Genomic DNA, 22,568 nt, shown 5'->3' with positions numbered 1-22,568 from the left:
CCTCCCTTATTTAAATCTTTTCAGAATATCCGGCACCAGGCCGGAATTCATATTCCCAAAAACCTGACCGTTGATGGTCATGACAGGAGCCAGGCCACAGGCTCCAATACAAGCAACGGTTTCCAACGTGAATCTTTGATCAGCGGTAGTCTCTCCGGCAACAATTGCAAGTTCACGTTCAATCTCAGAAAGTACTTTCTGAGCGCCCCTGACGTGACAGGCCGTTCCCATACAAACCCGGATCAAATTACGGCCTGTTGGTTTCAGTCTGAACTGAGCATAGAAAGTAACGACGCCAAATACTTTTGCCTCAGGAATCTTCAGTCCTTTGGCAATGGCCCGCATGACGGCCTCAGGAAGATAACCATACACTTCCTGAGCTTCCTGGAGAACCGGAATAAGAGCACCATCATGACCCTGATAAGCAGAGAGGATCTCATTCAGCCTGTGTTGGTTGGAATCAGCAAATACTGCCTCTTGTTTGGAGTCACAACACTTACACATATTCACTCTCCTTAAATTGTCATAATCTTCGCAAATATGATTATGGAACATAGATTACACCATTTTCTGTAAGCAGTAAAGACATTTTAAAATCGTGATCCTCTGCTGCAATTTTTTCAACCAGCTGACAATCGTACGCCAAACCGACGATGCAGACGTCTTTCCTTAATTGAGGCAGAAAACGGTCATAAAAGCCTTTGCCAAAACCAATCCTTTCGCCTTGCCTGTCGAATACGACACCCGGAACTAGAATCAGATCAATTTCTTCTGGGGATACCGGATGCAATCGGTCGGGACGCGGCTCTCTGATCCCAAAAGTCCCTGACTGCACATCATTTTTAACATTTCTGATCTCACACGGAATGATCGTTTCCCCCTGACATAATGGAATGATCAGCTTTTTTCGTGCTTTGAGCGTTTCTTCGGCAACCCCGTTAGTTTCAGCTTCATCCCAATAATTTAAGTACATCATAATTATCTCAGCGTTCTGATAAGCTGGCAAAGACATTATATTCCTCTGAATCCGATCATTTTTTTGCCTACGTTCATCAGCTGTCATGACCCTCCTGATTTGAAGAACTTTTTTTCGAAATAAATCTTTTTCTTTTTCGTTCACGTTCTGCTTCCTCCTGGTCATATGTCTGCATTATAGAGCAAAATTAATCAAATTTTCGACATTAATCACTTCTAAAATTGCAATTTCCTAACAATGATGTTCGTTTAGCATTTTTCTCCTAAGAAATTATCCCCATCCGCAGTAGCCAAAGAACAAGTTTTTTCATGGTTTATCCACATTATCCACAATCGTTGTGGATAAATATTGCATCCTATGTTTTTCTTATACCTATTCTTTTTTGTCGATTTTTTCACCATAATAAATAAAAAATATAAAGTTTTTGATAATTTTGATAATTATTAATGAATAATTGAATATAAACTGATGTAACTGCGTCCTCCAATTTTACAGATTTAAGCCAGGAACTGCATTTAACTTCCATGAAGCATAATCATCATTCATAAAGCGATAATAACCGGCCAGTGCAATCATCGCACCATTGTCGGTACAGTATACCGGCGAAGGATAAATAAAAGAGATCCCGCGGTGATCCAGTTCCTGCTGCAGCGCTTGCCGCAAATTGCTGTTTGCTGCAACCCCGCCGGCCAGGGCCAAGGTCTTAACCGGATATTTTTCCAAGGCCCGGAGGGTTTTCTGCACAAGCACCTCCACAACGGCAGCCTGGAAAGAAGCTGCCAGGTCGGCAGTATTCAAAACTTCGCCCTTCATCCGGGCCCTGTTTAAGGTATTAAGAACCGAGGACTTTAACCCGCTGAAACTAAAATCAAAGCTCCCGGTCTCCAGCATCGCTCTGGGAAAATCAAAAGCTGCTGCGTTTCCTTCGAAAGCAGCTTTCTGGATATTCGGACCGCCCGGATATCCAAATCCGAGCGCCCGGGCTACTTTGTCAAAGGCTTCCCCGGCAGCATCATCCCTGGTTCTGCCGATCACTTCATAGTCTAGATGCCCCCTAAAAATAATCAGATTGGTATGTCCGCCGGATGCCAAAAGCGCCAGCAGCGGGAAACGTAAGTCCGGATGCTCCAAGAAATTGGCATAAACATGCCCCTCCAGATGGTTGACGCCGATTAAAGGAATGTCTGCTGCATAGGCCATGGCTTTGGCAGCAGATACTCCCACCAGGAGAGACCCTACCAGCCCCGGGCCGTACGTCACTGCAACCGCAGAAAGATCTTTGAATCCCATACCTGCTTGTCCGAGGGCCTCTGCAACTACCTGACTGATATGCAGACAGTGTTCCCGTGATGCTATTTCCGGGACAACGCCGCCATACTTTTGATGGGTACCAATCTGAGATGAGATGATGTGGCTTTTTAAATCCGTGCCGTTGGCTAGGACTGCCGCCGACGTCTCATCACAACTCGTTTCAATACCTAAAATTATTACATTATTGTTATTGTCCACAATACTCCTCCAACGAGACCAGTTAAGTTCTACTAGAGACTGGCCCACATAATCAGCGCATCCTCCTGGTTGTCGGAATAGTACCCTTTGCGTACTCCGGCGGCCTTAAAACCTAATTTCTCATACAGATTCCGCGCCGCCTGATTGGATACCCGGACTTCCAGTGTAAACCGCAGCACGCCTTTGGCAATCATCTGATAAATCACGTTTTTCATCAGGTATTCACCCCAGCCCTTACCACGGCATCCCGGCCAGATTGCAACATTTGTAATATGGCCCTCTCCCATGACGATCCAAAGCCCTATATAGCCAATAACCTTGTGATCCAGCTCTAGGCAAAAATAATTGGCTAAAACATTATTTTTCAGTTCTGATGTAAAGGACTCCGTTGTCCATGGCGTGGCAAACGATACTTCCTCAATCGCCACAATGGATGGGATATCCTCAAGCTGCATAGGACGAACGATAGCCTCCGCCTCAGGTTCCCTATTCTGTTCGGCCTGACCTCTTTTTAACATTTTTATCACCTGAATATCAGTATTCTTTTTATAGTATGTTGAGAATACCAATATGACTACTGCATTGTACCTTGTTTCTTAAGATAATTGGTTTCAGCTTCTGAGAGACGAATATAAATGGGTTCCAGGGCCTGAAAATTCCCGTCAGAGCATCTTGTCTTCCACTGTTCCCAAACCTCACATGCTGCATAGGCTCCTCTGGGCAGGTACTGGTATTCGGACAGCAGAACGGCCTGGCTGCCGAGTTGTTCCTCCAGAAATTCTCTGGCTCCGGTAACCGCATCCCCAACAAAAAAACAAGGTTTTTGAAGTTCCTTCAACTTCGCTGTGAGCGCCTCGGGTGTAACAGCCTTCGGCCCGTCCAGGCACTCTCTGCCATCCCGCCAAATATAGCGGGCATAATACCATTCATTTTTACGGGCGTCAAGGATCACAACGGTTTCTTCCGGCCTGCCCTTTCCGGCCCAGGCTAGCGTATCCAGCGAAGTAATTCCGACCAAAGGGATATTGAGGACCTGTGCAAGTCCCTGGGCTGTGGCGATTCCGATCCTGATGCCGGTAAACGACCCCGGACCCCGGACTGCGCCGATAAAATCAAGATCCACGGGTTTCCAGTCGGCAGCATTCAGCAGCTGATCCAGCATCGGGATCAGTCTTTCAGAATGGGTTTTTCCAGTGTTCAGAAATCCCTCTCCGACCAGCCTGCCATCCTGACCCAGGGCCAGCGCAGTCATCTTTGTCGTTGTATCGATTGTCAGATATTTCATAAGCCTCACTGCTCTTAATTATTTTTTTCTTAGGACCACAGATTTATTCTAAAGCTTTTTAGCAAGTATGATGTCAAAAATTGAGCATAATTAAACGTGTTTGATCACCACTTCCCTGAATTCTGATTTCGAACCTGTCTTCCGGCAGTAAATCCACGATGATTTCCGGCCATTCCAGCAGACAGACACAGTCATCCCGGAAATAATCGGCGACACCAATGATTTCTGCTTCTTCCGGGTAGCGGAGCCTGTATAAATCCATATGAATCAGTTTCAGTCCATCAATTTTGGTACTGTATTCCTGAATCAGGGTAAATGTCGGACTTGTCATGGTGTCTGTAACCCCCAGTCCTTCACCGAGCCCTTTGGCCAGGACGGTTTTGCCCGAGCCCAAATCTCCATAAAGACAGATGACCGTGCCTTCCCGGATACTTTGTCCGAGCTGTTTCCCGAGAAGAAAAGTCTCCTCAGAACTTCTCGATTCAATCAGCCGTTCCATATTTTCACGCTCCCGTCTCACTCGGGCTTTACGATCAAACCGTTGATCAATACTGTATGGGGCGTGGCCTCAAAACTGAGCGGCTTGCCCTCCCATACGACAATATCAGCATCTTTTCCTACTTCCAAAGATCCGACTCTGTCAGCTACCCCGAGTATTTCAGCCGGCCAGATCGTGATTGCTTTCAGTGCGTCTTCTTCCTCAAGTCCGTTGCGGACAGCCATCGCTGCACACAGCGGCAGATGCTCGATAGGGGTAACGGAATGATCAGTGATGATCGCTATTTTAAGTCCTGCTTTGTTCAATACTCCCGGTGTGCTGAATGTTTTATCTTTAAGCTCTACTTTAGCCCTGTTTGTGAAAGAAGGACCTACAGCCGCTGGATAGCCATACTGCTGAAGAACATCGGCAATTTTATGCCCTTCAGTACAGTGATCCAGAACAAGATCCACGTCAAACTCGCGGGCTATGCGGATAGCAGTCATGATATCATCTGTCCTGTGGGCATGCGCTCTGAGCGGTATTTTTTTGTCCAGTACAAGATTGATGGTTTCGAGCCCGAGGTCCCGTTCAGGAAGTTTGTCCAAATCCTTTTGGCCTTGTTCCAGTTTCTCCCGATAATTTTGAGCATCTACCAACGCCTGCCGGAGCAAGGCTGCGGTTCCCATCCGCGTCATAGGCATTTTTTTCTGTTCTCCGTATACAGATTTTGGGTTTTCACCGAACGCAATTTTGAGTCCTGCAGGATCTCTCAGAATCATTTCTTCGACCACACGGCCCGCCGTTTTGACAACAACACCTGTACCCCCAATGACATTTGCGCTTCCGGGGCAGGTAAACGCAGCGGTGACTCCTCCGAGCCGTGCATCCCTGAAGCCTTCATCTTCAGGATGGATTCCGTCAATCGCGCGAAGTTCGGGGGTTAGTGGATCCGTCATTTCATTCAGGTCGTCACCTTCATGCTGATAGATTTCTTCTCCAATCCCGACGTGGCAGTGCGCATCAATGAAACCAGGCAAAACCCATTTTCCCCTGGCAGACACAATATGTACCGGCTCTTCTGTACTTAGGCCGAACATTTCTCTGAACGCACTTTCTTCGTCTTCATCTGTCTCCGCAACCGAATGCTTCCTAATTGTTGCAATTTTACTGTCTTTAACCAAAATACTCCCTGTAAATTCAGGCTCTCCGGTCATCGGCTTGATATTTCCGCCGGCAATAATGATCTGTTGATTGCTCATATGAAATATTTCCTCACTTTAAGGTATTATCGTACAAATACATTTATAATGGCTATTCAAACGCCTTCACGCTTCCTGTGCCGTCGTCCATGCTGCGCTCACCACGAAACTGTGGCCCCCAGACTGATTTATAGAGTTTTTTCAGAAGATCTGCATGCCTGAATGTTACTCTTTGTATGAAGTTATTTCAAGAATGATTTATTAAATATCCTTCATCGAGAGGCTGACTCGACCTCTGGCGTGATCGATACCGAGGACTCTGACCTTCACGATATCGCCGACCGAGATAACTTCCATCGGATGTCTGACATAACTGTTGCTGAGTTCCGAGATATGAACCAATCCGTCATTCTTGACGCCAATATCGACGAATGCGCCAAAGTCAACAATGTTCCTGACCGTCCCTTCCAGACTTATTCCTACCTGCAGGTCCTCCAATTTGGTGATATCCTGACGCAGCAGTGGGCGCGGCAGGTCCTCACGCGGATCCCTCCCCGGTCTCAGCAAAGCCTCGAGAATATCTTTAACGGTCGGTACGCCTGCCTGAAGTTCCGCAGCCAACCCCTCAGCACTGAAACCTCCCAGCGCAGCGCGCACCTGCTCCGGATTCGTTTTGAGGTCCATCGCTGTCAAATTGGCTTTCTTCAGGATTGCCGAGGCGACATCATAAGACTCTGGATGAACTGGTGTGTTCTCCAGACAATTATCTCCATCCGGCAGCCGGATAAAACCGGCACATTGAATATAGGTCTGCTCCCCGAGCCGGGATACCTTCTTCAGTTCTTCTCTGCAACGAAATTTGCCGTTCTTCTCCCTGTAGGAAACAATATTTTTGGCGACTGTATAATTCAATCCGGAGACAAATTTCAGAATAGACGGAGAAGCCGTATTCAAGTTGACTCCGACTGTATTGACGCAGGATTCGACGACACCGCCCAGCGAGCTTTCCAAAACCTTAGGCTGGATATCATGCTGGTACTGACCAACACCGATTGCTTTCGGTTCAATCTTGACAAGCTCAGCCAAAGGATCCTGCAGTCTGCGGGCGATGGATACCGCACTTCTCAGCGAAAGATCAAAATCCGGAAATTCCTCTTTGGCCAGTGGCGAAGCCGAATAAACCGAAGCCCCTGCCTCGCTGACAATAATATATTCCAACGGACGTCCGCTTTCCCGGATGAATTCGGTGACGAGCTCCTCCGTTTCGCGGGAAGCCGTTCCATTGCCGATTGCAATAATCTGGACGCCATACTGCTCCACCACTTTGGCAATGAGCTGTTTGGCTTCTTTCTTTTTATTCTGTGGAGGGTTTGGATAGATCACCCCTACCTCTCCAAGTTTTCCTGTATCATCGATCAGCGCCCACTTGCAGCCTGTCCTGTAACCGGGATCGAGCCCCATGATCACTTTATCTCTTACCGGCGGCTGCAGCAGAAGCTGCCGCAAGTTGGCGGAAAACACCTTGACAGCTTGTTCTCCTGCCCTGCTGGTAATCTCGGCCCGGATCTCCCTTTCGATCGATGGGTAGATCAGCCGCTTATAGCTATCCTGCAAGGCCTCTTTCATCAACTCCTGACAGGGGCCTCCCTGCAGGTATTTCTTTTCCAGTAATTGCAGAATCTTATCCGCTTCAATCTCAAGCCCTACGGAAAGGAATTCCTCCTTTTCTCCTCTGTTCAAAGCCAGAACCCGGTGCGGCGGAATTTTACGGACAGGTTCCTTATATTCATAGTACATCTCATACGGCGAACGCTCTTCTTTTTTCGCTTTGGCTGTAATTTCTGCCCATTCATAGATCCTGGTCCGAACTAGTTTTCTTGTTTCCGCATCATCGGAAACGTTCTCGGCAATTATATCCCGGGCTCCGCTCAAGGCCTCAGCAGCATCATGGACATTCAAATCGGGATTAAGATACTTAGCGGCCTCTTCCTGTAGACTTCCTTTGGCAGGCTGGTTAAATAACCAATCCGCCAGAGGCTCCAAACCCTTTTCTCTGGCTATCGAGGCTCTGGTTCTTTTTTTCTGCTTGTACGGCCGGTACAAGTCTTCGACTTCCTGCAGTTTGGCGGCAGCTTCTATTTTGGATCTTAAACCGTCATCTAGCTTGCCCTGTTCGTTAATCAAGCGGATGACTTCCTCTTTTCTGAGCTCCAGGTTCCGGATATATTCCAGCCGATCTGCTATGGTTCTGAGTACAGTTTCATCCAATTCTCCGGTTGCTTCTTTGCGGTAGCGTGCAATAAACGGAATGGTATTCCCCTGGTCCAGGAGCTTTACCGTTTCCCCGACCTGCCAGGTTCTCAATCCTAACTCCCTCGAAATGACGCTAATAAAGTCCATTATTATTTTTTCCTCCAATCATGGGAACATGGGGACGTTTCTTTTATCCCCTCGAGGGGATAAAAGAAACGTCCCCATGTCTCCCCTCCGTATAAAAAACAGCGTCAGGTGTTAGAAGCCTGTACGCTGCGTTATTCCGTACTATGTAATTTGGCCTCATCCATTGAAATCCTTCAGATCTCCGTCAGCCCAAGGCTTATTTCAATAGCTTCATCAACCCTGAGCATTACTTCCTCGTCGAGCACTGCGACTTTTTCCTTCAAACGGCTCTTATCGATCGTTCTGATTTGTTCAGTCAAAATAACAGAATCTCTTTCCAAACCACTTCGTTTCGCTTTGACTTCCACATGGGTCGGCAGTTTGGCTTTTGAAATCTGGGATGTAATTGCTGCGATAATTGTTGTCGGGCTATACTGGTTTCCAATATCATTCTGAATAACCAAGACCGGCCTGGTGCCGCCTTGTTCAGAACCTACAACGGGGTTTAGTTCCGCATAAAAAATCTCCCCGCGTTTAATACTCATACCCGACACTCCAAGCTAGTTTCCCTTCATAACGCATGGTTGCCTCTTCTTCAGCCTGGCATAAATCTACTGCCATCGACAGGTTGATTTGAGCCATCTCAACATATCCCTGCCGCATCTGCTCTCGTATTCCTGCTTTTCGCCGTTCAATCAATACACTGTAAACAGCTTCTTTGATAAAATCACTCCGGTTTAACTTCTCTGACGATACGATTTCGTCTACTTCCTCAATAATGCTTTCCGGCAAACATACAACAATACGCCTAGTCTCTGCCAAGCAAGGCACCCCCTTCATGGCCACGGAAGGCCCCATTAAGCAATCCTATTTTATTATAGCGACTCACCCTCTAAAGTGTCAACGAAGACACGGCCGGGTACAAGCAATATTCAATAATTCTTTCTGGTTTTGATCATGTAATTTTTTCCTGTTTCAATCCTATTTGGCTCCTGCCCTGGATCCTGCCGTGAGAAAACGCTCAATAATCGCATGATGCGCTGCTTTTTCCAGAGAATCTCCCAGGATTTCCAGCTGATAAGCCGGATCCTTTCTTTTTGTCGCCAGTCCCAGCAGCAGGTCGGTAATATGGGGATTCTTCGGCAGCAACGGTCCATGGAGGTAAGTCCCGAAAACATTTTTATACCATACACCCTCCTGTAAATCCTCTCCGTTATTGCCATAACCCCTCAGCGCTCTTCCCAAGGGATTCAGCTCTGATCCAAGATAGGTCTTCCCGGAATGGTTCTCAAATCCGACCATGGTATTGAACACCTCAACGCCATCGGTCTGCCGGATAATGTTTCCCGACACGGAACTCAGAAGCTCAGGTGACATTTCAACAATGACATTGCCAATCAGTCGTTTGTTTCCGGCAATGGTATAGAGGTCCAGGATACCCAGGCCCGGAATTTTTTTCCCGTCTCCGGTCTGATAATACAGCCCCAAAAGCTGGTAACCGCCGCAAATGGTCAGCATGACAAGTCCATCGTCGATCGCTGCTTTAAGTTCTGAGGATCTGGTGCTTAAATCCTGAACCAAAAGGCTTTGCTCCCGGTCTGAACCGCCCCCTAGAAAAAGAATATCCGCCTCGGAGAAATCCATTTCTTCCCCCAAAGATATTCTGCGTATCTCGACATCAATGCCGCGCCACCTGCATCTGGCAGCCAGCGCCAGAACATTTCCCCTGTCGCCGTATAAATCAAGCAAATCCGGATAAAGATGAAAAATGGTGAGCTTCATATATTTACCGCCTTACGCTGTTTTTCTCCGGTTTTTCTTCTCACCAGAATATCCCGCATCGGGAAAAGGGCAGTGTAGGTTGGCAAAATAAATACGGCTTCTCCCTCTGCTATGCTTGCAGCCGCCTCAACCGCTGACACCGTGTTGGCGCTTGGCTGTTCCAGCATCTCCACCGCTTTTTCCAGAGAATGTTCCATTGTAATTCTGTCTTCCTTAATTCCGGCATACTTCAGTCGCAAAGCCATGTCCTCAGCTCTTAAACCGGAGCATATGATTTGTTTCACGTCATCCTGACGCAAAGCCAAAATTTCAAAGTCGACATCCCATAACCAAGATATATCCCGGCCATCGGCCGCCAGATCGTTAATCGCAATCAGCAAGCGGACAGACCGAGGCAGTTCTGCAATGGTATGGATGACCTGATTAAAACCTGTTGGATTTTTCACCAGGGTCAACGTTGCCTCACATCCGGGAAGCGAAAACTGTTCCATTCGCCCGGCATCGGAAACATACCGGTTCAGTCCGGCACCAATATCCTCTCTGGATATCTGCAGACGGTCCGCAGCACAGAAAGCTGCCAGTGCGTTATACAGATTATAATACCCTTGCAAAGGTACCTGATAGACGCGGTCGTCATGGTCATCATCTATCCTGAACGAGATCTCCCTGCTTTCCACTTTGACTTCTTTCGTTTCAATATAAGGATCAGGCCGGCTGAAACCGCAGCCAGGACACCTATAGTACCCTAACTGACCGTAATGAAACAGCGTGTAAGACAATTCCTGACCACAGTGCGAACAGTATCGTCCTTCCCGCGTTTCCGTGCTGTCGGCAGAGCTTGTGGGCAGTGTGCTTACCCCAAAGTAAAATACACCTTTCCGGCCGGTTCCGATCTGAGCAACTAGCGGATCATCCGCATTCAGCACCAGTTCTGTTGCAACAGGCAGCGACTCTTTTACCAGCTTGATCGTCGTATCCAATTCGCCATACCTATCCAACTGATCCCGAAAGAAATTCGTAATCACAGCAAGCCGTGGAGTCAGCTGCCTGCATAGCCCCGGCAGTGTAGCCTCATCCACTTCGAGCAGCAGGACAGAAGCTTGCGGCATGCCGGCAAATGTAGTATTCTGCAGTAATGCTCCTGTAATCCCCGTAAGCATATTGGCCCCTTCCCGGTTAAAAGCAATCTTTTTTCCGGCTGTCTTCAGGATGGAAGCGAGTAGGTTGTTCGTTGTCGTTTTGCCGTTGGTTCCCGTAATAATCACCGCGCCTTCCGCAAAACTGGAAGCCAAAAGGCCAATAATATTGGGGCAAATCTTAAGCGCAATAAATCCAGGGAAGGTTGTGCCTTTCTTCCCCAAAAGCCGCATCAATATCAATACGATTTTTCCTGTCCAAAGCGCCAGGTAGAAACGGATTTTCATCAGGAGCTGCTCCTTATTTTTTAGTTGTTGTAACAACATACTTCTTTGTTATTTCCAAACATTCTTAAACATCCCTATTAATATAACCTAACTTACACCTAAAATAAACAGCAACTTAAGGGTTTGCTTGTTTTTCAAGAAAATTTGACTGGTGCCAAGCTTTTAGCGGCAGGCCCTTCTCGACAAAAGCTGTCCTGGAATCTATAATATTTTAAAAGATAAAAAGCAGGGAGCAAGCAATCCTATGATCATTCCATCGGGGCGTTAGGCCGTCGGTGGCAGAAACTGTCTATGTGGCGGACGGCGCAAAAATCATTGGCAGCGTAACCATCGGGGACCACGCAAGTATCTGGTTCAATTGTGTTCTGCGCGGAGATATTGCCCCGATTACCATCGGTCAAAGAACAAACATTCAGGACTTAAGTGTTATCCATGTGAATACCGATCTGCCGACACTTATTGAAGATGAGGTTTCTGTCGGCCATGGTTGTATCCTCCACAGTTGTACGATTCGTAAAGGCTCTCTGATCGGGATGGGTGCAATCATCATGAACGAAGCTGTCATTGGTGAAAATTCGATTGTGGGCGCTGGCTCCCTGGTCCCGGAAAGAAAGATATTTCCTCCAAAATCACTGATTCTTGGCTCTCCCGCCAGGGTAATTAGAGAAATTACCCCGGAAGAATTGATATCCATTCGCCAAATAGCAGAGAGGTACGTGGCCAAAGGCCAGGAATATCTTTTTCAAGGATACCCGATATAGTTATTGTCTTTGCCGTAAAAAAAGATAGCTGAAATACTTTATCAACTATCTTTTTTATCTGTTTTTTTGTAAGCGTAATGCCCGGTTAGTTGTATACCGATAGCTAAAAATGGTTTACTGTTTCACGACCACAATACTGTCCCCCGGTTTAATCCATCCCGGAGACAGGACTTTGGTAAAAACCCCCTCACGCGGCATCACGCAGTCCCCGGCAAGCCGTTTAATGGCGCATCCGCTGTTATGGCATTGTTTGCCGATCTGGGTCACTTCCATCAGCGTCTCACCGATTTTAAGCTTTGTACCAATGGGAAGCTCATACAGAATAATGCCTTCGGTCGTGAGGTTTTCCGCAAATCTACCGTTATCCAGCCCGGTGAGTCCGGCCTGTTTTAATTTTTCAACACTTTCTGTCCCAAGCAAGCTGACCTGTCTGTGCCAGTTGGCAGCATGCGCATCCCCTACTAAACCATGATCCACTTTAAAATAGCCTTTTTCAATTTCTTGCTTCGGAACCCCTGTTGTTTCACTAATATTGACAGCAATTATTTTTGGCATTCGGGTACCCCTTCCTTTAAGACAAATATTTCTCGACGATAAAATCCGCTACAGCTTGATAATCGTTGATATCGATCACCGGAACCGGAACTGCAAGATCATTGATATCCGTGATAACACCAATTAAATTCTCCAAAGGTGAAACAATAGCGGTGCCTACTTCTCTTCGTACAACTTCAAACCGTGGTCTTTGGGACATTTTGAATCCTTCAACCAGGATGATATCGATGTCTTCAATCATCGCAATCACATCTTCAATATCTTTCTTCATCTCGGTTTTCTGAATGACAGCATATTGGTCTGGCCCGATAATCGCCGTAGATCTTGCACCTGCCTCGGCAAACCGCCAACTGTCTTTACCTGGTTGATCGATATTGAAGCGGTGAGCATCGCTCTTGATCACACCGACCTTGAAGCCGCGTTCCGTCATTTCTCTGATGAGCTTTTCCAAGAAAGTTGTCTTTCCGGTACCTGATTTCGCAGCAACAAAACATATGACTGGAACATCATTCACAGTGCTCTCCCCCTGTCTGTTGTTTGTTAAATTGGCTGCGCACACTCTTCGGCAGTCCCTTTTAGAATTTCTATACCGTGCTCCAACGACTGCAGAGCAACAGTCAGACATTCTTTAACACCTTTAGGGCTTCCCGGTAAATTGATAATCACGGTTTTGCCTCTGATCCCGGCGGCCGCTCTGGAAAGCATCGCTCTGGGCGTGACCTTCAGGCTCTCCAGTCTCATCGCCTCGGGAATTCCCGGAGTGAGCCTTTCGACGACAGCCAGCGTAGCTTCCGGGGTCACATCCCTCGGTGAAAACCCGGTTCCTCCGGTCGTGAATATCACATCAACTTTGCATTCGTCGGCATATTCAATCAGCTTGGCTTCAATGATCTTCTGTTCATCCGGAACAATTTCCATAATCCTAACTTCCCAGCCGATCTCTTCAACCATATTTTTAATGACCTGCCCGCTTAAGTCCTCGCGTTCTCCTCTGGATCCTTTGTCACTGGCTGTGATAACACCTACAGTGATCATCGTCTTTCACCTCTTTAAAGTTTTTTGAATAGTACATCTGTCATTTTTGTTCTGGATATCTTGTTCATTTCTTGTTCATAATTTGTTATTTATTAAATCTCTTAAATATTTTGTTTTATTTTGTTTTATCCGCTCGGATATAATTGCCGCTTTTGCCGCCGGACTTGCTGACCAGACAGATATCCCCGATCGCCATATCCTTTTCTGCGGCCTTGCACATGTCATAGATGGTAAGCGCTGCGACAGAAACTCCCGTAAGTGCTTCCATTTCGACGCCGGTCTGGCCGGAGTTATTAACTGTTACCTGAATTTCAATCTTGCTTTCCTGGTCGTTGATTTTAAAAGAAACATCTATTCCCGACAACAGCAGCGGGTGGCACATCGGAATAATATCAGAAGTTTTTTTGGCACCCATGATACCTGCAACCTGTGACACCGCCAGCACATCCCCTTTAGCCATGAGTCCCTCCTTGACTAGCGTCAGGGTTTCAGGCTTCATCCGGATCTCGCCGCGTGCTACCGCCACGCGAGTGGTTTCAGCCTTCCTGCTTACGTCAACCATTCTGGCCCGTCCCTCTTCATTGAAATGTGTCAGTTCATTCATGTTATTTTTCACCCGCCTATTTCATGCATATTTCTTATTACCGGCTCAAAGTCACTGTTCTGGATACAATGCCGGGTGGGTTTTGCCATGATTCCATCCATCAGAAACTTCTCAAGTCCGTTTTCACCGTAATTTCGGATATCGATCTCGATATTGGAATGAAGACATGGTTTCAGTTTGCCGTCGGGCGTAATCCTGATCCGGTTACAGTAATTACAGAAATGACTGCTTAACGAGCTGATCAGACCAACCTTGCCTTTGCTATTCGGAAGTTTGTAGAGACGTGCTACGCTGCCATGTCCTTTAAATGGCATCGGGATCAACGTCGGTACTCTTTTTAGTATTTCTTCGTTGGACAAGAAATGCTCCCGGCCCCATGCTCCAGCTTCCCCAATCGGCATAAGCTCAATAAAACGAACTTCGATATCATCATCCATCGTCATCGCGACAAAATCTTCGATTTCATTGTCGTTGAATCCGCCAATAAGAACGACATTGATCTTTAATGGGAATAGTTTTGCTTCTTTTGCCGCCCTGATCCCTTCCAGAACATCCTGGACATTACCGGAGCGGGTAATTTCCTTATATTTTGCCGGATCCATGCTGTCAATACTAATATTTACCCGCGTCAGCCCAGCTTTTTTCAGGTCATCCGCATATTTTTCCAGAAGCAGCCCGTTGGTCGTGAGTCCCAGTTCCTTGAGTCCTTTGTTTTTCAGCAAGGCAATATTTTGGACCAGATCCATGATCCCTCTCCTTACCAATGGCTCTCCGCCAGTGAGCCTGATCTTGGTGATCCCGAGTTTAACGGCTGTCTCAGCAATTTTCTCCATAGTTTCCAGGCTTAAGATATCGCAGCGTTCTTTTTTCTCAATACCTTTTTCCGGCATACAGTACGTACATTTTAAATTGCATAAATCCGTTACAGATATTCTTAAATAATTGATATCCCTGCCATATGCATCGATCATTATCCCAACTCCCCACTTACACTCGTATACCCGTACACTGAATGAAAATTTTTATCTGCAGAAATAGCAGCTTGGATATTGACACATCTGGCAGTTCAAACATAAGCCGCCTTCCCCCATGCGGATAAAATCATTTTTGTTCAGTGTCTCTCCAGCAAAGATCTTCGGGAGTACCGCATCCAGGACAGTGGTCTTGTAATAGGCGGCCGCTCCAGGTACGCCTAAGATAGGTATCCCATTCAAATAAGCCAGCATAAACATATTGCCGGGCTGAACAGGAACACCATATGTTACAACATCTGCACCGGTACTCCTGATCGCCCCAGGAGTAAGATCATCGGGATCTACGGACATCCCCCCGGTCATAATAATCATGTCGGCTTTTTGCTTCATATAACCTGTGATCTTCGCTTGAATCAATTCCAATTCATCAGGGCAATATTCCTGACCGATGATTTCCGCGCCAAAATACTCAAGTTTTTTCCTGATCACAGGCCCAAATTTATCTTTGATCCTTCCCTTATACACTTCACTTCCGGTAATTACAATCCCAACCCTGAGCTTTATATACGGCTCAACATGAAATACCGGACCATAAAGGGTGCATAATTCTTCTACTTTGCGAATATTTTCTTCTTTGGTAACAAGCGGTATAATCCTGGTTGCTGCAACTTTCTGATTAACTTCAACCTTGAAATTATTCGGTAGGGACGGTATCGTAACATGTTCGATCGAATTGATTTCGTGCAGCAATGAGCTTTTGATCCTCAGCAAACCTTTTTGAGTCGAAATCAACGTAGTTTTACCTTCCTGAGGTTCCAAAAAACTGATGTTCTGACCCATGACAGCTTGTGCCATTCTGATCGCCGCATCGTCTTCATGGATTTCATCGGCATTTTCTTCCCAGACGTAGATGTGCTCTTTACCAAGACTCAACAGTTCCTCGATATCTTCCTGCTTGATCACATGATTTCTTTTAAAAGCGGGGCCTTTAAATTCCCCAGGAATCACTTTCGTTATATCGTGGCAAAGGGTCATGCCGACTGCATCCTGGACTGCTATTTTTTTCACTTTTATTCATCTCCTTAGACCATAAAATCGTATAACAGCTTCTTATTTGATTCCCATTCTTATTGAATTCCAACTTTTTCATTTTGCTTCTATTCAATGATATAAGCGGTTAATTTTTCACCGGCTTTGACTGGGCCGCTCTTTTCCGGAATTTCCGCCAGGATATCGCAGCCGAGCATGGAGCGCAGTACGCCATTGCCTTGTTCTCCGGTCGATTCCATGATGACCATACCATTCTCGTAAAGCATTCTGCCGCGTAAAAATCTTCGGCGAGGACTTGATTTTCGGAAATCCTTCTTCAGGGTCACTTCAATCTTTCGATAACAATAATCCCTTCTGCCAGTCATTTTTTTAATGTAGGGGACAGCCATCAGCTGAAAAGTTACCATTGCTGCGGCCGGATTGCCTGACAAGCCGATCAGCATCTTCCCGTCCTTCACTGCGGCTAGACACGGTGAGCCCGGTTTAATCTCAATTTTCCAGAAAAGTGTTTCGGCGCCAAGATAATCGGCTGCATGCCGGATCACGTCATAGTCTCCCACCGATACGTCTCCGGTCGTCAGTACCAAGTCGGCGTGCTTCCAAGCCTCTTCAACCAGAGCTGCAACATCTTCTTTCTTGTCTTTGCAGATCCCCATCACGACAGTCTCTGCACCAAGTGAACGGAGATAGCCTTGGAGTGTATAGCTGTTGCTGTTTCGGATCTTACCGGGAGCCAGAGGCTCCGTTACATCACGCAGTTCGTCTCCGGTAGAGATAATCGCAATTTTTGGACGTTTATAAACCAGTACTTCCGCAACACCGAGGGAGGCCATCAGCCCCATCAGCGGTGCCGTAACAACGGTTCCCTCAGCCGCAATCAGATCACCTACGGCAATATCTTCACCCGCAGGCACGATATCTTCACCGTGCATGAAGGCCTTTGAAACAGATATCTTGCTACCCTGAACTTCTACCTCTTCAAATTTGACAACTGCATCCGCGCCTTCAGGGATCGGAGCTCCTGTCAAAATTTTAATTGCCTGACCCTTGCTGACAGCGTTTTGGGCCGTATAACCTGCCGGCACTTCTTCAATCACCTCAAAGGTGACCGGATTAGCTTCGCTGGCTCCCGCAGTATCTTCGGCCCTGAAAACAAAACCGTCATAAGGTGAACGCGAAAACGGCGGAATGTTTTCCCTGGCAACAATATCCTCTGCCAGCACTCTACCAAGGGTATCCGCTAAATGATTATTCTCCATTTCGGTCAAAGGACAATAATCAAATATCAAACTTTGGGCTTCTTCCAACGAAATATTTTTTTGCATGCATATCCTCCTTATTAATCACAAAAATCCTGCACGGACATGCAGGATAAAGATTTTTGGCTCGGCAAACAAACCAATTCTTTTCACATCTCCTTCGCAATACAGCAAGTAATAGAATTTCTTCTACTACTCCGTGGACTTTGTCCAGACCTTGCATCCATAGCCGCATTGCAACTTTAGGATCCAAGGCTCGGAGAAAAATATTCTAATGTCGTGATCCGCCGACTCCTTTGCTTATATTCGCTTCAGCAATTGAAGGGGGTACCCTACTAGGTGAACACTCCTAGTAGGGTTATATAAAGGGAAGGAACACACCCAAGGGTAATGGCATGGTAAGATAAGATTATACTTATCTTACTCGTTCCTTATTCAATAATCAATGCAAAATAAGTGCCAGTTTCAAATTTACTTCGTTTAACAGCGTTAATAACCCTGCAAGCCTTGAGAAATGCCCATCATGTTATCACCAAGCATTTTTTCGTTTTGTTAAGCAATGATATCATTTTTTAAAAATTGAGTCATAAAATTTTCAAAACAGGAATTTGTTGTTCATCTATTGCCTCCAGATTTACAAATTAGCTGGAATAGACAGATTATCCAGCAATTCTCAGACTAAAAAATTACCGATTCCCATCCCCGGACTTCGAAATTATGATATACTATACTGCGTATTATTCAATTTTGAGGTGAAACTGTCGATGGACGAAAAGAAACTATCCAGTCAGGTTGTAAAACGTTTGCCCAGATATTACCGGTATCTTTCAACACTGCTGCAATTGGGAATCAGCAGGATTTCCTCTAAAGATTTGGGCAACCGAATGGGTCTGACCTCTTCTCAGGTAAGACAGGACTTTTTCTGTTTTGGCGGCAACGGCTTACAGGGATATGGTTATGATGTCGGTTTTCTGCATCAGGAAATACACAAACTGCTTGGACTGCAGCATTCTCATACCATGATCATTATAGGGGCCGGAAGTTTGGGCCATGCTTTGGCCAAACACGCGAATTTTGAAAAAAGCGGGTTTAAACTTGCCGGGATCTTTGATGTCAAGCCTGAACTGATCGGCGAAAAAATCAGAAACGTTGAGGTCCAGCCCGTGGATAACCTGTCAGATTTTTTGAGCAAAAACCCTGTGGATATTGCGGTTTTGACCGTGCCGGAAAATTGTGCCGGTGAGGTCGCCAGGTTGGTTGCTGATTTAGGCGTTAAAGCTTTATGGAATTTCTCTCCGGTCGAACTGATGATGCCGGAAGATATCATTGTGGAAAATACCCATATGATTGACTGTCTGATGGTGCTCGGATACAACCTTCAGGAAAGGTCGCTGAGGGAAGAGTCGCTGAAAGAAAAACCATAAACAGCAATTATTGTTGAATAGATCATAAAGCAATCAACAATTAGGCGAACAAATAGGCATATAAAAATAGAATAATCAATTCAAGAAAAATAACAAATAGCCCTGCTAATCTCCCTGTTAAAACTGAACCGGGAGATTTCTTATTTATTGTTAAATAATTAACAGCATTGTTAAATATATTAATAACTTTGCTAGCAATGTCTATTATTTTGCATCGTTATTCTGTTATTTTGTCAAATAAATAACTATTCTTGATTTACATTTTGCCCCATATTACACTGAAGCAAGCACAGGTAAACTTTCCTGCAGAAAGGTTACAGAAAGGCAGTGTGATCAAATGACGGCAATCAAAGAAGTTGTCAACCGGTTTGGAAAAAAAGAAGCCTTGTTGCTTCAAGTAATTTTAGCCGTTCAGGATGCCGACCCCCAGAATCATCTGAGTGAAGAAGCCGTAAATGAAATTTCCCGGGAAATGAATATCTCCCGAAGCAGAGTTTATTCTACGGCATCTTTCTATAGTGAGATCTCCCTGAAACCACGGGGCATACACATTATCCGGATATGTACGAACGCGCCCTGTGAAAATGCCAACAAAGCTTCCATCCTTGCTGCAATTAAACAGGAACTCGGTATTAAGATCGGACAAACAACAGCAGACGGGCTTTTTTCTCTGGAAAGCGTCAATTGCCTTGGTGCCTGCTATATGTCTCCGGCCATCAAAATTGATGATGCGGTCTATGGTGACCTGACTCCGGAAGCTGCGGTCACCATTATCCATAATTTAAGAAAGGAATATCAAGATGAACAAAATGCTTGATGACGATCAGATTTTTAATATTTCTCCGGGCAGGCATGTCGACTTGGACCATCATTGTCAAAACGGTGGATATTCCGCGTTAGCCAAAGCCCTGGCCCAGGGTCCTGAAACTTCCCTGAAAGAAATATTGGATGCTGGACTGCGCGGCAGGGGCGGAGCTGCTTTCCCTACTGCTGAAAAAATAAAAATGCTTCGAGCCAACACGGAAAAACTGCGTTATATCATTTGCAATGCCGACGAAGGTGAACCAGGCACCTTTAAGGACCGGTTCATTATGACCCATATCCCTTTCCAACTGTTGGAAGGCATCACCATCGCGGCGTTTATGGCCGGAGCTTCCGAAGGCTATATCTACGTGCGGCACGAGTATCCTGAAGCACAGAAAATCCTGCGCGAAAGCATCGAAGAAGCCGAGCGCCGCGGGTTCCTTGGAGACAATATTCTTGGCAGTGGTTTCAGCTTGTCTTTAAAGCTATTTTCCGGTGCCGGAAGCTATCTTTGCGGTGAGGAAACCGCGTTAATTTCCTCCATCGAGGGCAAAAAAGGCCGTCCGCGTCTGAAACCCCCTTACCCGACCCAAGCCGGTCTCTGGCAAAAACCCACGTTGATCAACAATGTTGAAACGCTTGCCAATATCCCCAAAATCATTGAAAAAAGTGCATCCTGGTACCGTTCTTTTGGTACACCGGACAGTCCCGGAACCAAGTTGATTTCGCTTTCCGGTGATGTCCAAAACCGTGGTTTATTTGAAGTACCATTCGGAATGACCTTCGCTCAAATTATCAACGAATATGGCGGCGGAGCAAAGACCGGAAAAGCCATAAAAGCGGTAAACATTGGCGGCGCTTCCGGCGTTCTGATACCGCCGGAAATGCTTTTTACCCCGCTGGAATATCTGGCCTGTGCCAAAACCGGGATTACGATCGGATCAGGGGCTATCTTTGTTTTGGACGACACCCGTTCGATCTTGTCAAACGTTCAAAACCGTCTGCGCTTCTTTCTGCATGAAAGCTGCGGCAAATGCACGCCCTGCCGGGAAGGTCTGCGTCAGGCCAATCTGATCCTTGACAGGCTGCTCGCCGGAGAAGCCGTGCGTCAGGATGTTAGCACGCTGGAGCGTTATACCCGGGCGATTCAGGAAGCTTCCTTCTGCGGTCTCGGCCAAGCAGCCGGCAACAGCCTTCGTTCCTCCCTGGCCTATTACCGGGATGAATATCTTGCTTCCTGCCGTGATAACAAACCATCATTCATTGAGGAGGAGACCGCCTGATGCAAACTATCAATATTACGCTAAACGGTAAGGTAACGGCAGTTGCACCTGAAATCACTATTTTAGAGGCAGCCAGACAACAGGGCATTGATCTTCCAACCCTTTGCCATCATCCTGATCAGCGCGTCAAGGCAAATTGCCGGATTTGTGTGGTCGAGATAGAAGGCGTAAAAAACCTTGTGCCTTCCTGTTCCACTAGGGTAACAGCCGGAATGAACATCACGACGAATTCTCCGAGAGTCAGAGAGACCGTCCGCACGATTCTGGAATTAATTTTTGCTGACCATCCGCAGGAATGTCTGACCTGTATCCGCAACGGCAACTGTGAGCTCAGACAAATCGCCGCCAAATTCGGAGTCAGGGATATCCAAGGAGAAAAAAGAAAACACAGTTTTTCTCAGGATTTCTCAACTCCCTCGCTGGTCAGAAATCCAGATAAATGCATCAAATGTGGCCGATGCGCGGAAGCCTGCCACTATATTCAGAACGTTGGAATCCTCTATAGTCATGACCGCAGTACGGAAATCAGCATTTCACCGGAATACGGCAAACAGTTGGCTGATGTCGCCTGTGTGCTGTGCGGACAGTGTGCTTTGGTTTGTCCGGTAGGTGCAATTCATGAAAGAGATGATACAGACCGCGTCTGGGAAGCTCTCGCCGATCCCCAAAAACATGTCGTCGTTCAGGTCGCTCCGGCCGTCCGGGTATCCCTAGCCGAGGAATTTGGATTCCCATCAGGCGAAATCGCGACAGGAAAACTCGTTTCTGCTTTGCGCAGTCTGGGATTTGACCGGGTTTTTGATACAGACTTCTCAGCAGATCTGACCATCATGGAAGAAGGCCATGAATTACTGGACCGGATAGCAAACGGCGGTGTCCTGCCGATGATTACTTCCTGCAGTCCCGGCTGGATCAAATATATGGAACATTACTATCCGGAATTAATTCCGCATCTGTCAACCTGCAAATCTCCCCAACAAATGTTTGGGGCCCTGGCCAAAACGTACTACGCTCAGACCAGTGGCCTTGAAGCCAAGGATATCATTGTCGTCTCCGTGATGCCCTGTACCGCTAAAAAATTTGAAGCCGAGCGCCCGGAAATGAATGCAAGCGGCAGCCAGGATGTAGATATCGTCCTCACGACCCGCGAACTTGGCAGAATGCTGCAGCACGAGGGAATTGATTTCCGGATGCTCCCTGAAGCTGAATTTGATTCGCCCCTCGGCATATCAACAGGTGCAGCCGCTATTTTCGGAGCAACCGGTGGAGTTATGGAAGCAGCCCTGCGTACCGTATATGAAGTTGTTACAGGTAGAACCCTGACTGACTTAAACTTTACAGCCGTGCGCGGAATGGTCGGCGTAAAAAAAGCTTCGGTTGATCTTGCCGGAACGGAAGTAAAAGCGGGGATTGCTCACGGACTTGCCAACGCCAAAAAAATCCTGGAAATGATCAAAGCCGGCCAGGCCGATTATACATTCATCGAGGTCATGTGCTGTCCCGGAGGGTGTATCGGCGGAGGAGGCCAGCCTTACGGCACGACCAATGAGATCAGAGCCAGACGGATCGAAGCCCTGTACCAGGTCGATGAAAATATGCCGCTACGCAAGTCACATGAAAATCCGGCAGTACAGGAACTCTATCAGGACTTTCTGCTTGAGCCCCTCGGAGAATTATCCCACAGGCTTTTGCACACCCAATATTGCAACCGCAGTTAAAACAGCGATGCCGAAGCAAAAGCACCTCGTCCATGAACACCCTTTTCTGGAATATACCTTCCCCTT

At 46.6% G+C, this 22,568-nt stretch carries 24 protein-coding genes and 1 riboswitch; of the genes, 5 read left to right on the top strand and 19 right to left on the bottom strand.

Going from position 1 to position 22,568, the window contains the following annotated elements:
- Window positions 1-6 precede the first annotated feature (6 nt).
- The 12 genes from nuoE to AAH944_RS03275 all read right to left on the bottom strand — a co-directional run bounded on the left by nuoE (window position 7) and on the right by AAH944_RS03275 (window position 11,035).
- Window positions 7-504: an NADH-quinone oxidoreductase subunit NuoE gene (nuoE, locus tag AAH944_RS03330; RefSeq protein WP_287705376.1), complete on the bottom strand. Its 498-nt coding sequence runs from the start codon at window positions 502-504 to the stop codon at window positions 7-9.
- A gap of 40 nt (window positions 505-544) precedes the next feature.
- A complete protein-coding gene (locus tag AAH944_RS03325; protein ID WP_287705375.1) occupies window positions 545-1,120 on the bottom strand; it encodes a 5-formyltetrahydrofolate cyclo-ligase in 576 nt (191 codons plus the stop codon).
- Between the two features lie 345 nt (window positions 1,121-1,465).
- Window positions 1,466-2,485, bottom strand: coding sequence for a tRNA (adenosine(37)-N6)-threonylcarbamoyltransferase complex transferase subunit TsaD (gene tsaD / locus AAH944_RS03320; RefSeq protein ID WP_415536458.1), 1,020 nt, complete (start codon window positions 2,483-2,485; stop codon window positions 1,466-1,468).
- 32 nt (window positions 2,486-2,517) lie between these two features.
- Complete coding sequence (gene rimI, locus AAH944_RS03315; protein WP_015043679.1) at window positions 2,518-3,003, bottom strand: ribosomal protein S18-alanine N-acetyltransferase; 486 nt, start codon at window positions 3,001-3,003, stop codon at window positions 2,518-2,520.
- A gap of 56 nt (window positions 3,004-3,059) precedes the next feature.
- The gene (tsaB, locus tag AAH944_RS03310) at window positions 3,060-3,770 is read right to left on the bottom strand and encodes a tRNA (adenosine(37)-N6)-threonylcarbamoyltransferase complex dimerization subunit type 1 TsaB (protein WP_287705373.1); all 711 of its coding nucleotides are present in this window, start codon (window positions 3,768-3,770) and stop codon (window positions 3,060-3,062) included.
- 73 nt (window positions 3,771-3,843) lie between these two features.
- Complete coding sequence (tsaE, locus tag AAH944_RS03305) at window positions 3,844-4,269, bottom strand: tRNA (adenosine(37)-N6)-threonylcarbamoyltransferase complex ATPase subunit type 1 TsaE (RefSeq protein WP_015043681.1); 426 nt, start codon at window positions 4,267-4,269, stop codon at window positions 3,844-3,846.
- Window positions 4,270-4,286: 17 nt separating this feature from the next.
- Window positions 4,287-5,510, bottom strand: a complete 1,224-nt coding sequence (locus AAH944_RS03300; RefSeq protein ID WP_287705372.1) for an amidohydrolase — start codon at window positions 5,508-5,510, stop codon at window positions 4,287-4,289.
- A 201-nt stretch (window positions 5,511-5,711) separates the two neighbouring features.
- On the bottom strand, window positions 5,712-7,850 hold the full coding sequence (locus AAH944_RS03295; protein WP_415536454.1) for a Tex family protein: 2,139 nt from the start codon (window positions 7,848-7,850) through the stop codon (window positions 5,712-5,714).
- 173 nt (window positions 7,851-8,023) lie between these two features.
- The gene (locus tag AAH944_RS03290; protein ID WP_015043684.1) at window positions 8,024-8,374 is read right to left on the bottom strand and encodes a type II toxin-antitoxin system PemK/MazF family toxin; all 351 of its coding nucleotides are present in this window, start codon (window positions 8,372-8,374) and stop codon (window positions 8,024-8,026) included.
- Window positions 8,364-8,651 carry a CopG family ribbon-helix-helix protein gene (locus tag AAH944_RS03285; protein WP_019225279.1) on the bottom strand — a complete coding sequence of 96 codons (288 nt, stop codon included), beginning with the start codon at window positions 8,649-8,651 and terminating at the stop codon, window positions 8,364-8,366. The genes AAH944_RS03290 and AAH944_RS03285 overlap by 11 nt, the downstream gene beginning before the upstream one ends.
- A 159-nt stretch (window positions 8,652-8,810) precedes the next feature.
- Entirely contained in the window at window positions 8,811-9,611 is an 801-nt protein-coding gene (locus AAH944_RS03280) for a type 1 glutamine amidotransferase (protein ID WP_415536452.1), read from the bottom strand.
- Entirely contained in the window at window positions 9,608-11,035 is a 1,428-nt protein-coding gene (locus AAH944_RS03275) for a MurT ligase domain-containing protein (RefSeq protein ID WP_415536450.1), read from the bottom strand. The genes AAH944_RS03280 and AAH944_RS03275 overlap by 4 nt, the downstream gene beginning before the upstream one ends.
- A gap of 275 nt (window positions 11,036-11,310) precedes the next feature.
- Between AAH944_RS03275 and AAH944_RS03270 the strand changes: the two genes are divergently transcribed.
- Window positions 11,311-11,796 (top strand): gamma carbonic anhydrase family protein, encoded by a 486-nt coding sequence (locus tag AAH944_RS03270; RefSeq protein ID WP_415536448.1) that lies wholly within the window; start codon window positions 11,311-11,313, stop codon window positions 11,794-11,796.
- A gap of 114 nt (window positions 11,797-11,910) precedes the next feature.
- Here the strand turns inward: AAH944_RS03270 and AAH944_RS03265 are convergent, their stop codons facing one another.
- From AAH944_RS03265 to glp, 7 genes are all read right to left on the bottom strand, one after another.
- Window positions 11,911-12,351, bottom strand: a complete 441-nt coding sequence (locus tag AAH944_RS03265) for an MOSC domain-containing protein (protein WP_415536446.1) — start codon at window positions 12,349-12,351, stop codon at window positions 11,911-11,913.
- Window positions 12,352-12,367: 16 nt separating this feature from the next.
- Window positions 12,368-12,865 carry a molybdopterin-guanine dinucleotide biosynthesis protein B gene (gene mobB, locus AAH944_RS03260; RefSeq protein ID WP_415536444.1) on the bottom strand — a complete coding sequence of 166 codons (498 nt, stop codon included), beginning with the start codon at window positions 12,863-12,865 and terminating at the stop codon, window positions 12,368-12,370.
- Window positions 12,866-12,891: 26 nt separating this feature from the next.
- The gene (locus tag AAH944_RS03255; RefSeq protein WP_415536442.1) at window positions 12,892-13,386 is read right to left on the bottom strand and encodes a MogA/MoaB family molybdenum cofactor biosynthesis protein; all 495 of its coding nucleotides are present in this window, start codon (window positions 13,384-13,386) and stop codon (window positions 12,892-12,894) included.
- A gap of 115 nt (window positions 13,387-13,501) precedes the next feature.
- The gene (gene moaC, locus AAH944_RS03250; protein WP_415536440.1) at window positions 13,502-13,990 is read right to left on the bottom strand and encodes a cyclic pyranopterin monophosphate synthase MoaC; all 489 of its coding nucleotides are present in this window, start codon (window positions 13,988-13,990) and stop codon (window positions 13,502-13,504) included.
- Window positions 13,991-13,998: 8 nt separating this feature from the next.
- The gene (gene moaA / locus AAH944_RS03245) at window positions 13,999-14,961 is read right to left on the bottom strand and encodes a GTP 3',8-cyclase MoaA (protein WP_415536438.1); all 963 of its coding nucleotides are present in this window, start codon (window positions 14,959-14,961) and stop codon (window positions 13,999-14,001) included.
- A 51-nt stretch (window positions 14,962-15,012) separates the two neighbouring features.
- Window positions 15,013-16,032: a molybdopterin-binding protein gene (locus tag AAH944_RS03240; protein ID WP_415536436.1), complete on the bottom strand. Its 1,020-nt coding sequence runs from the start codon at window positions 16,030-16,032 to the stop codon at window positions 15,013-15,015.
- An 89-nt stretch (window positions 16,033-16,121) separates the two neighbouring features.
- On the bottom strand, window positions 16,122-17,339 hold the full coding sequence (gene glp / locus AAH944_RS03235) for a gephyrin-like molybdotransferase Glp (protein WP_415536434.1): 1,218 nt from the start codon (window positions 17,337-17,339) through the stop codon (window positions 16,122-16,124).
- Between the two features lie 73 nt (window positions 17,340-17,412).
- A riboswitch (molybdenum cofactor riboswitch) is annotated at window positions 17,413-17,547 on the bottom strand.
- Between the two features lie 490 nt (window positions 17,548-18,037).
- On the opposite strand from glp, the gene AAH944_RS03230 reads away from it, so the two are divergent.
- From AAH944_RS03230 to AAH944_RS03215, 4 genes are all read left to right on the top strand, one after another.
- A complete protein-coding gene (locus tag AAH944_RS03230; RefSeq protein ID WP_415536433.1) occupies window positions 18,038-18,697 on the top strand; it encodes a redox-sensing transcriptional repressor Rex in 660 nt (219 codons plus the stop codon).
- A gap of 337 nt (window positions 18,698-19,034) precedes the next feature.
- Entirely contained in the window at window positions 19,035-19,514 is a 480-nt protein-coding gene (locus AAH944_RS03225; protein ID WP_415536431.1) for an NAD(P)H-dependent oxidoreductase subunit E, read from the top strand.
- Window positions 19,498-20,784 carry a complex I 51 kDa subunit family protein gene (locus AAH944_RS03220; RefSeq protein WP_415536429.1) on the top strand — a complete coding sequence of 429 codons (1,287 nt, stop codon included), beginning with the start codon at window positions 19,498-19,500 and terminating at the stop codon, window positions 20,782-20,784. The genes AAH944_RS03225 and AAH944_RS03220 overlap by 17 nt, the downstream gene beginning before the upstream one ends.
- Window positions 20,784-22,502, top strand: a complete 1,719-nt coding sequence (locus AAH944_RS03215) for an NADH-dependent [FeFe] hydrogenase, group A6 (RefSeq protein WP_415536427.1) — start codon at window positions 20,784-20,786, stop codon at window positions 22,500-22,502. The genes AAH944_RS03220 and AAH944_RS03215 overlap by 1 nt, the downstream gene beginning before the upstream one ends.
- Window positions 22,503-22,568 lie beyond the last annotated feature (66 nt).

Origin of the sequence: Dehalobacter sp. CP (genome assembly GCF_047652685.1) — a bacterium.
Classification (GTDB): domain Bacteria; phylum Bacillota; class Desulfitobacteriia; order Desulfitobacteriales; family Syntrophobotulaceae; genus Dehalobacter.
The sequence above is the reverse complement of the archived record's forward strand: the minus strand, read 5'-3'. Positions and strand labels throughout refer to the sequence as shown.

Bases quoted from the DNA above. Each gene is read 5' to 3' on its own strand.
- AAH944_RS03295 (WP_415536454.1), bottom strand. From the start codon at position 7,850: ATGGACTTTATTAGCGTCATTTCGAGGGAGTTAGGATTGAGAACCTGG.
- AAH944_RS03230 (WP_415536433.1), top strand. From the start codon at position 18,038: ATGGACGAAAAGAAACTATCCAGTCAGGTTGTAAAACGTTTGCCCAGA.
- nuoE (WP_287705376.1), bottom strand. From the start codon at position 504: ATGTGTAAGTGTTGTGACTCCAAACAAGAGGCAGTATTTGCTGATTCC.
- AAH944_RS03280 (WP_415536452.1), bottom strand. From the start codon at position 9,611: ATGAAGCTCACCATTTTTCATCTTTATCCGGATTTGCTTGATTTATAC.
- tsaE (WP_015043681.1), bottom strand. From the start codon at position 4,269: ATGGAACGGCTGATTGAATCGAGAAGTTCTGAGGAGACTTTTCTTCTC.
- AAH944_RS03215 (WP_415536427.1), top strand. From the start codon at position 20,784: ATGCAAACTATCAATATTACGCTAAACGGTAAGGTAACGGCAGTTGCA.
- rimI (WP_015043679.1), bottom strand. From the start codon at position 3,003: ATGTTAAAAAGAGGTCAGGCCGAACAGAATAGGGAACCTGAGGCGGAG.
- moaC (WP_415536440.1), bottom strand. From the start codon at position 13,990: ATGAATGAACTGACACATTTCAATGAAGAGGGACGGGCCAGAATGGTT.
- moaA (WP_415536438.1), bottom strand. From the start codon at position 14,961: ATGATCGATGCATATGGCAGGGATATCAATTATTTAAGAATATCTGTA.
- AAH944_RS03225 (WP_415536431.1), top strand. From the start codon at position 19,035: ATGACGGCAATCAAAGAAGTTGTCAACCGGTTTGGAAAAAAAGAAGCC.
- glp (WP_415536434.1), bottom strand. From the start codon at position 17,339: ATGCAAAAAAATATTTCGTTGGAAGAAGCCCAAAGTTTGATATTTGAT.
- AAH944_RS03255 (WP_415536442.1), bottom strand. From the start codon at position 13,386: ATGATCACTGTAGGTGTTATCACAGCCAGTGACAAAGGATCCAGAGGA.
- AAH944_RS03265 (WP_415536446.1), bottom strand. From the start codon at position 12,351: ATGCCAAAAATAATTGCTGTCAATATTAGTGAAACAACAGGGGTTCCG.
- AAH944_RS03300 (WP_287705372.1), bottom strand. From the start codon at position 5,510: ATGAGCAATCAACAGATCATTATTGCCGGCGGAAATATCAAGCCGATG.
- AAH944_RS03275 (WP_415536450.1), bottom strand. From the start codon at position 11,035: ATGAAAATCCGTTTCTACCTGGCGCTTTGGACAGGAAAAATCGTATTG.
- tsaB (WP_287705373.1), bottom strand. From the start codon at position 3,770: ATGAAATATCTGACAATCGATACAACGACAAAGATGACTGCGCTGGCC.
- AAH944_RS03220 (WP_415536429.1), top strand. From the start codon at position 19,498: ATGAACAAAATGCTTGATGACGATCAGATTTTTAATATTTCTCCGGGC.
- AAH944_RS03290 (WP_015043684.1), bottom strand. From the start codon at position 8,374: ATGAGTATTAAACGCGGGGAGATTTTTTATGCGGAACTAAACCCCGTT.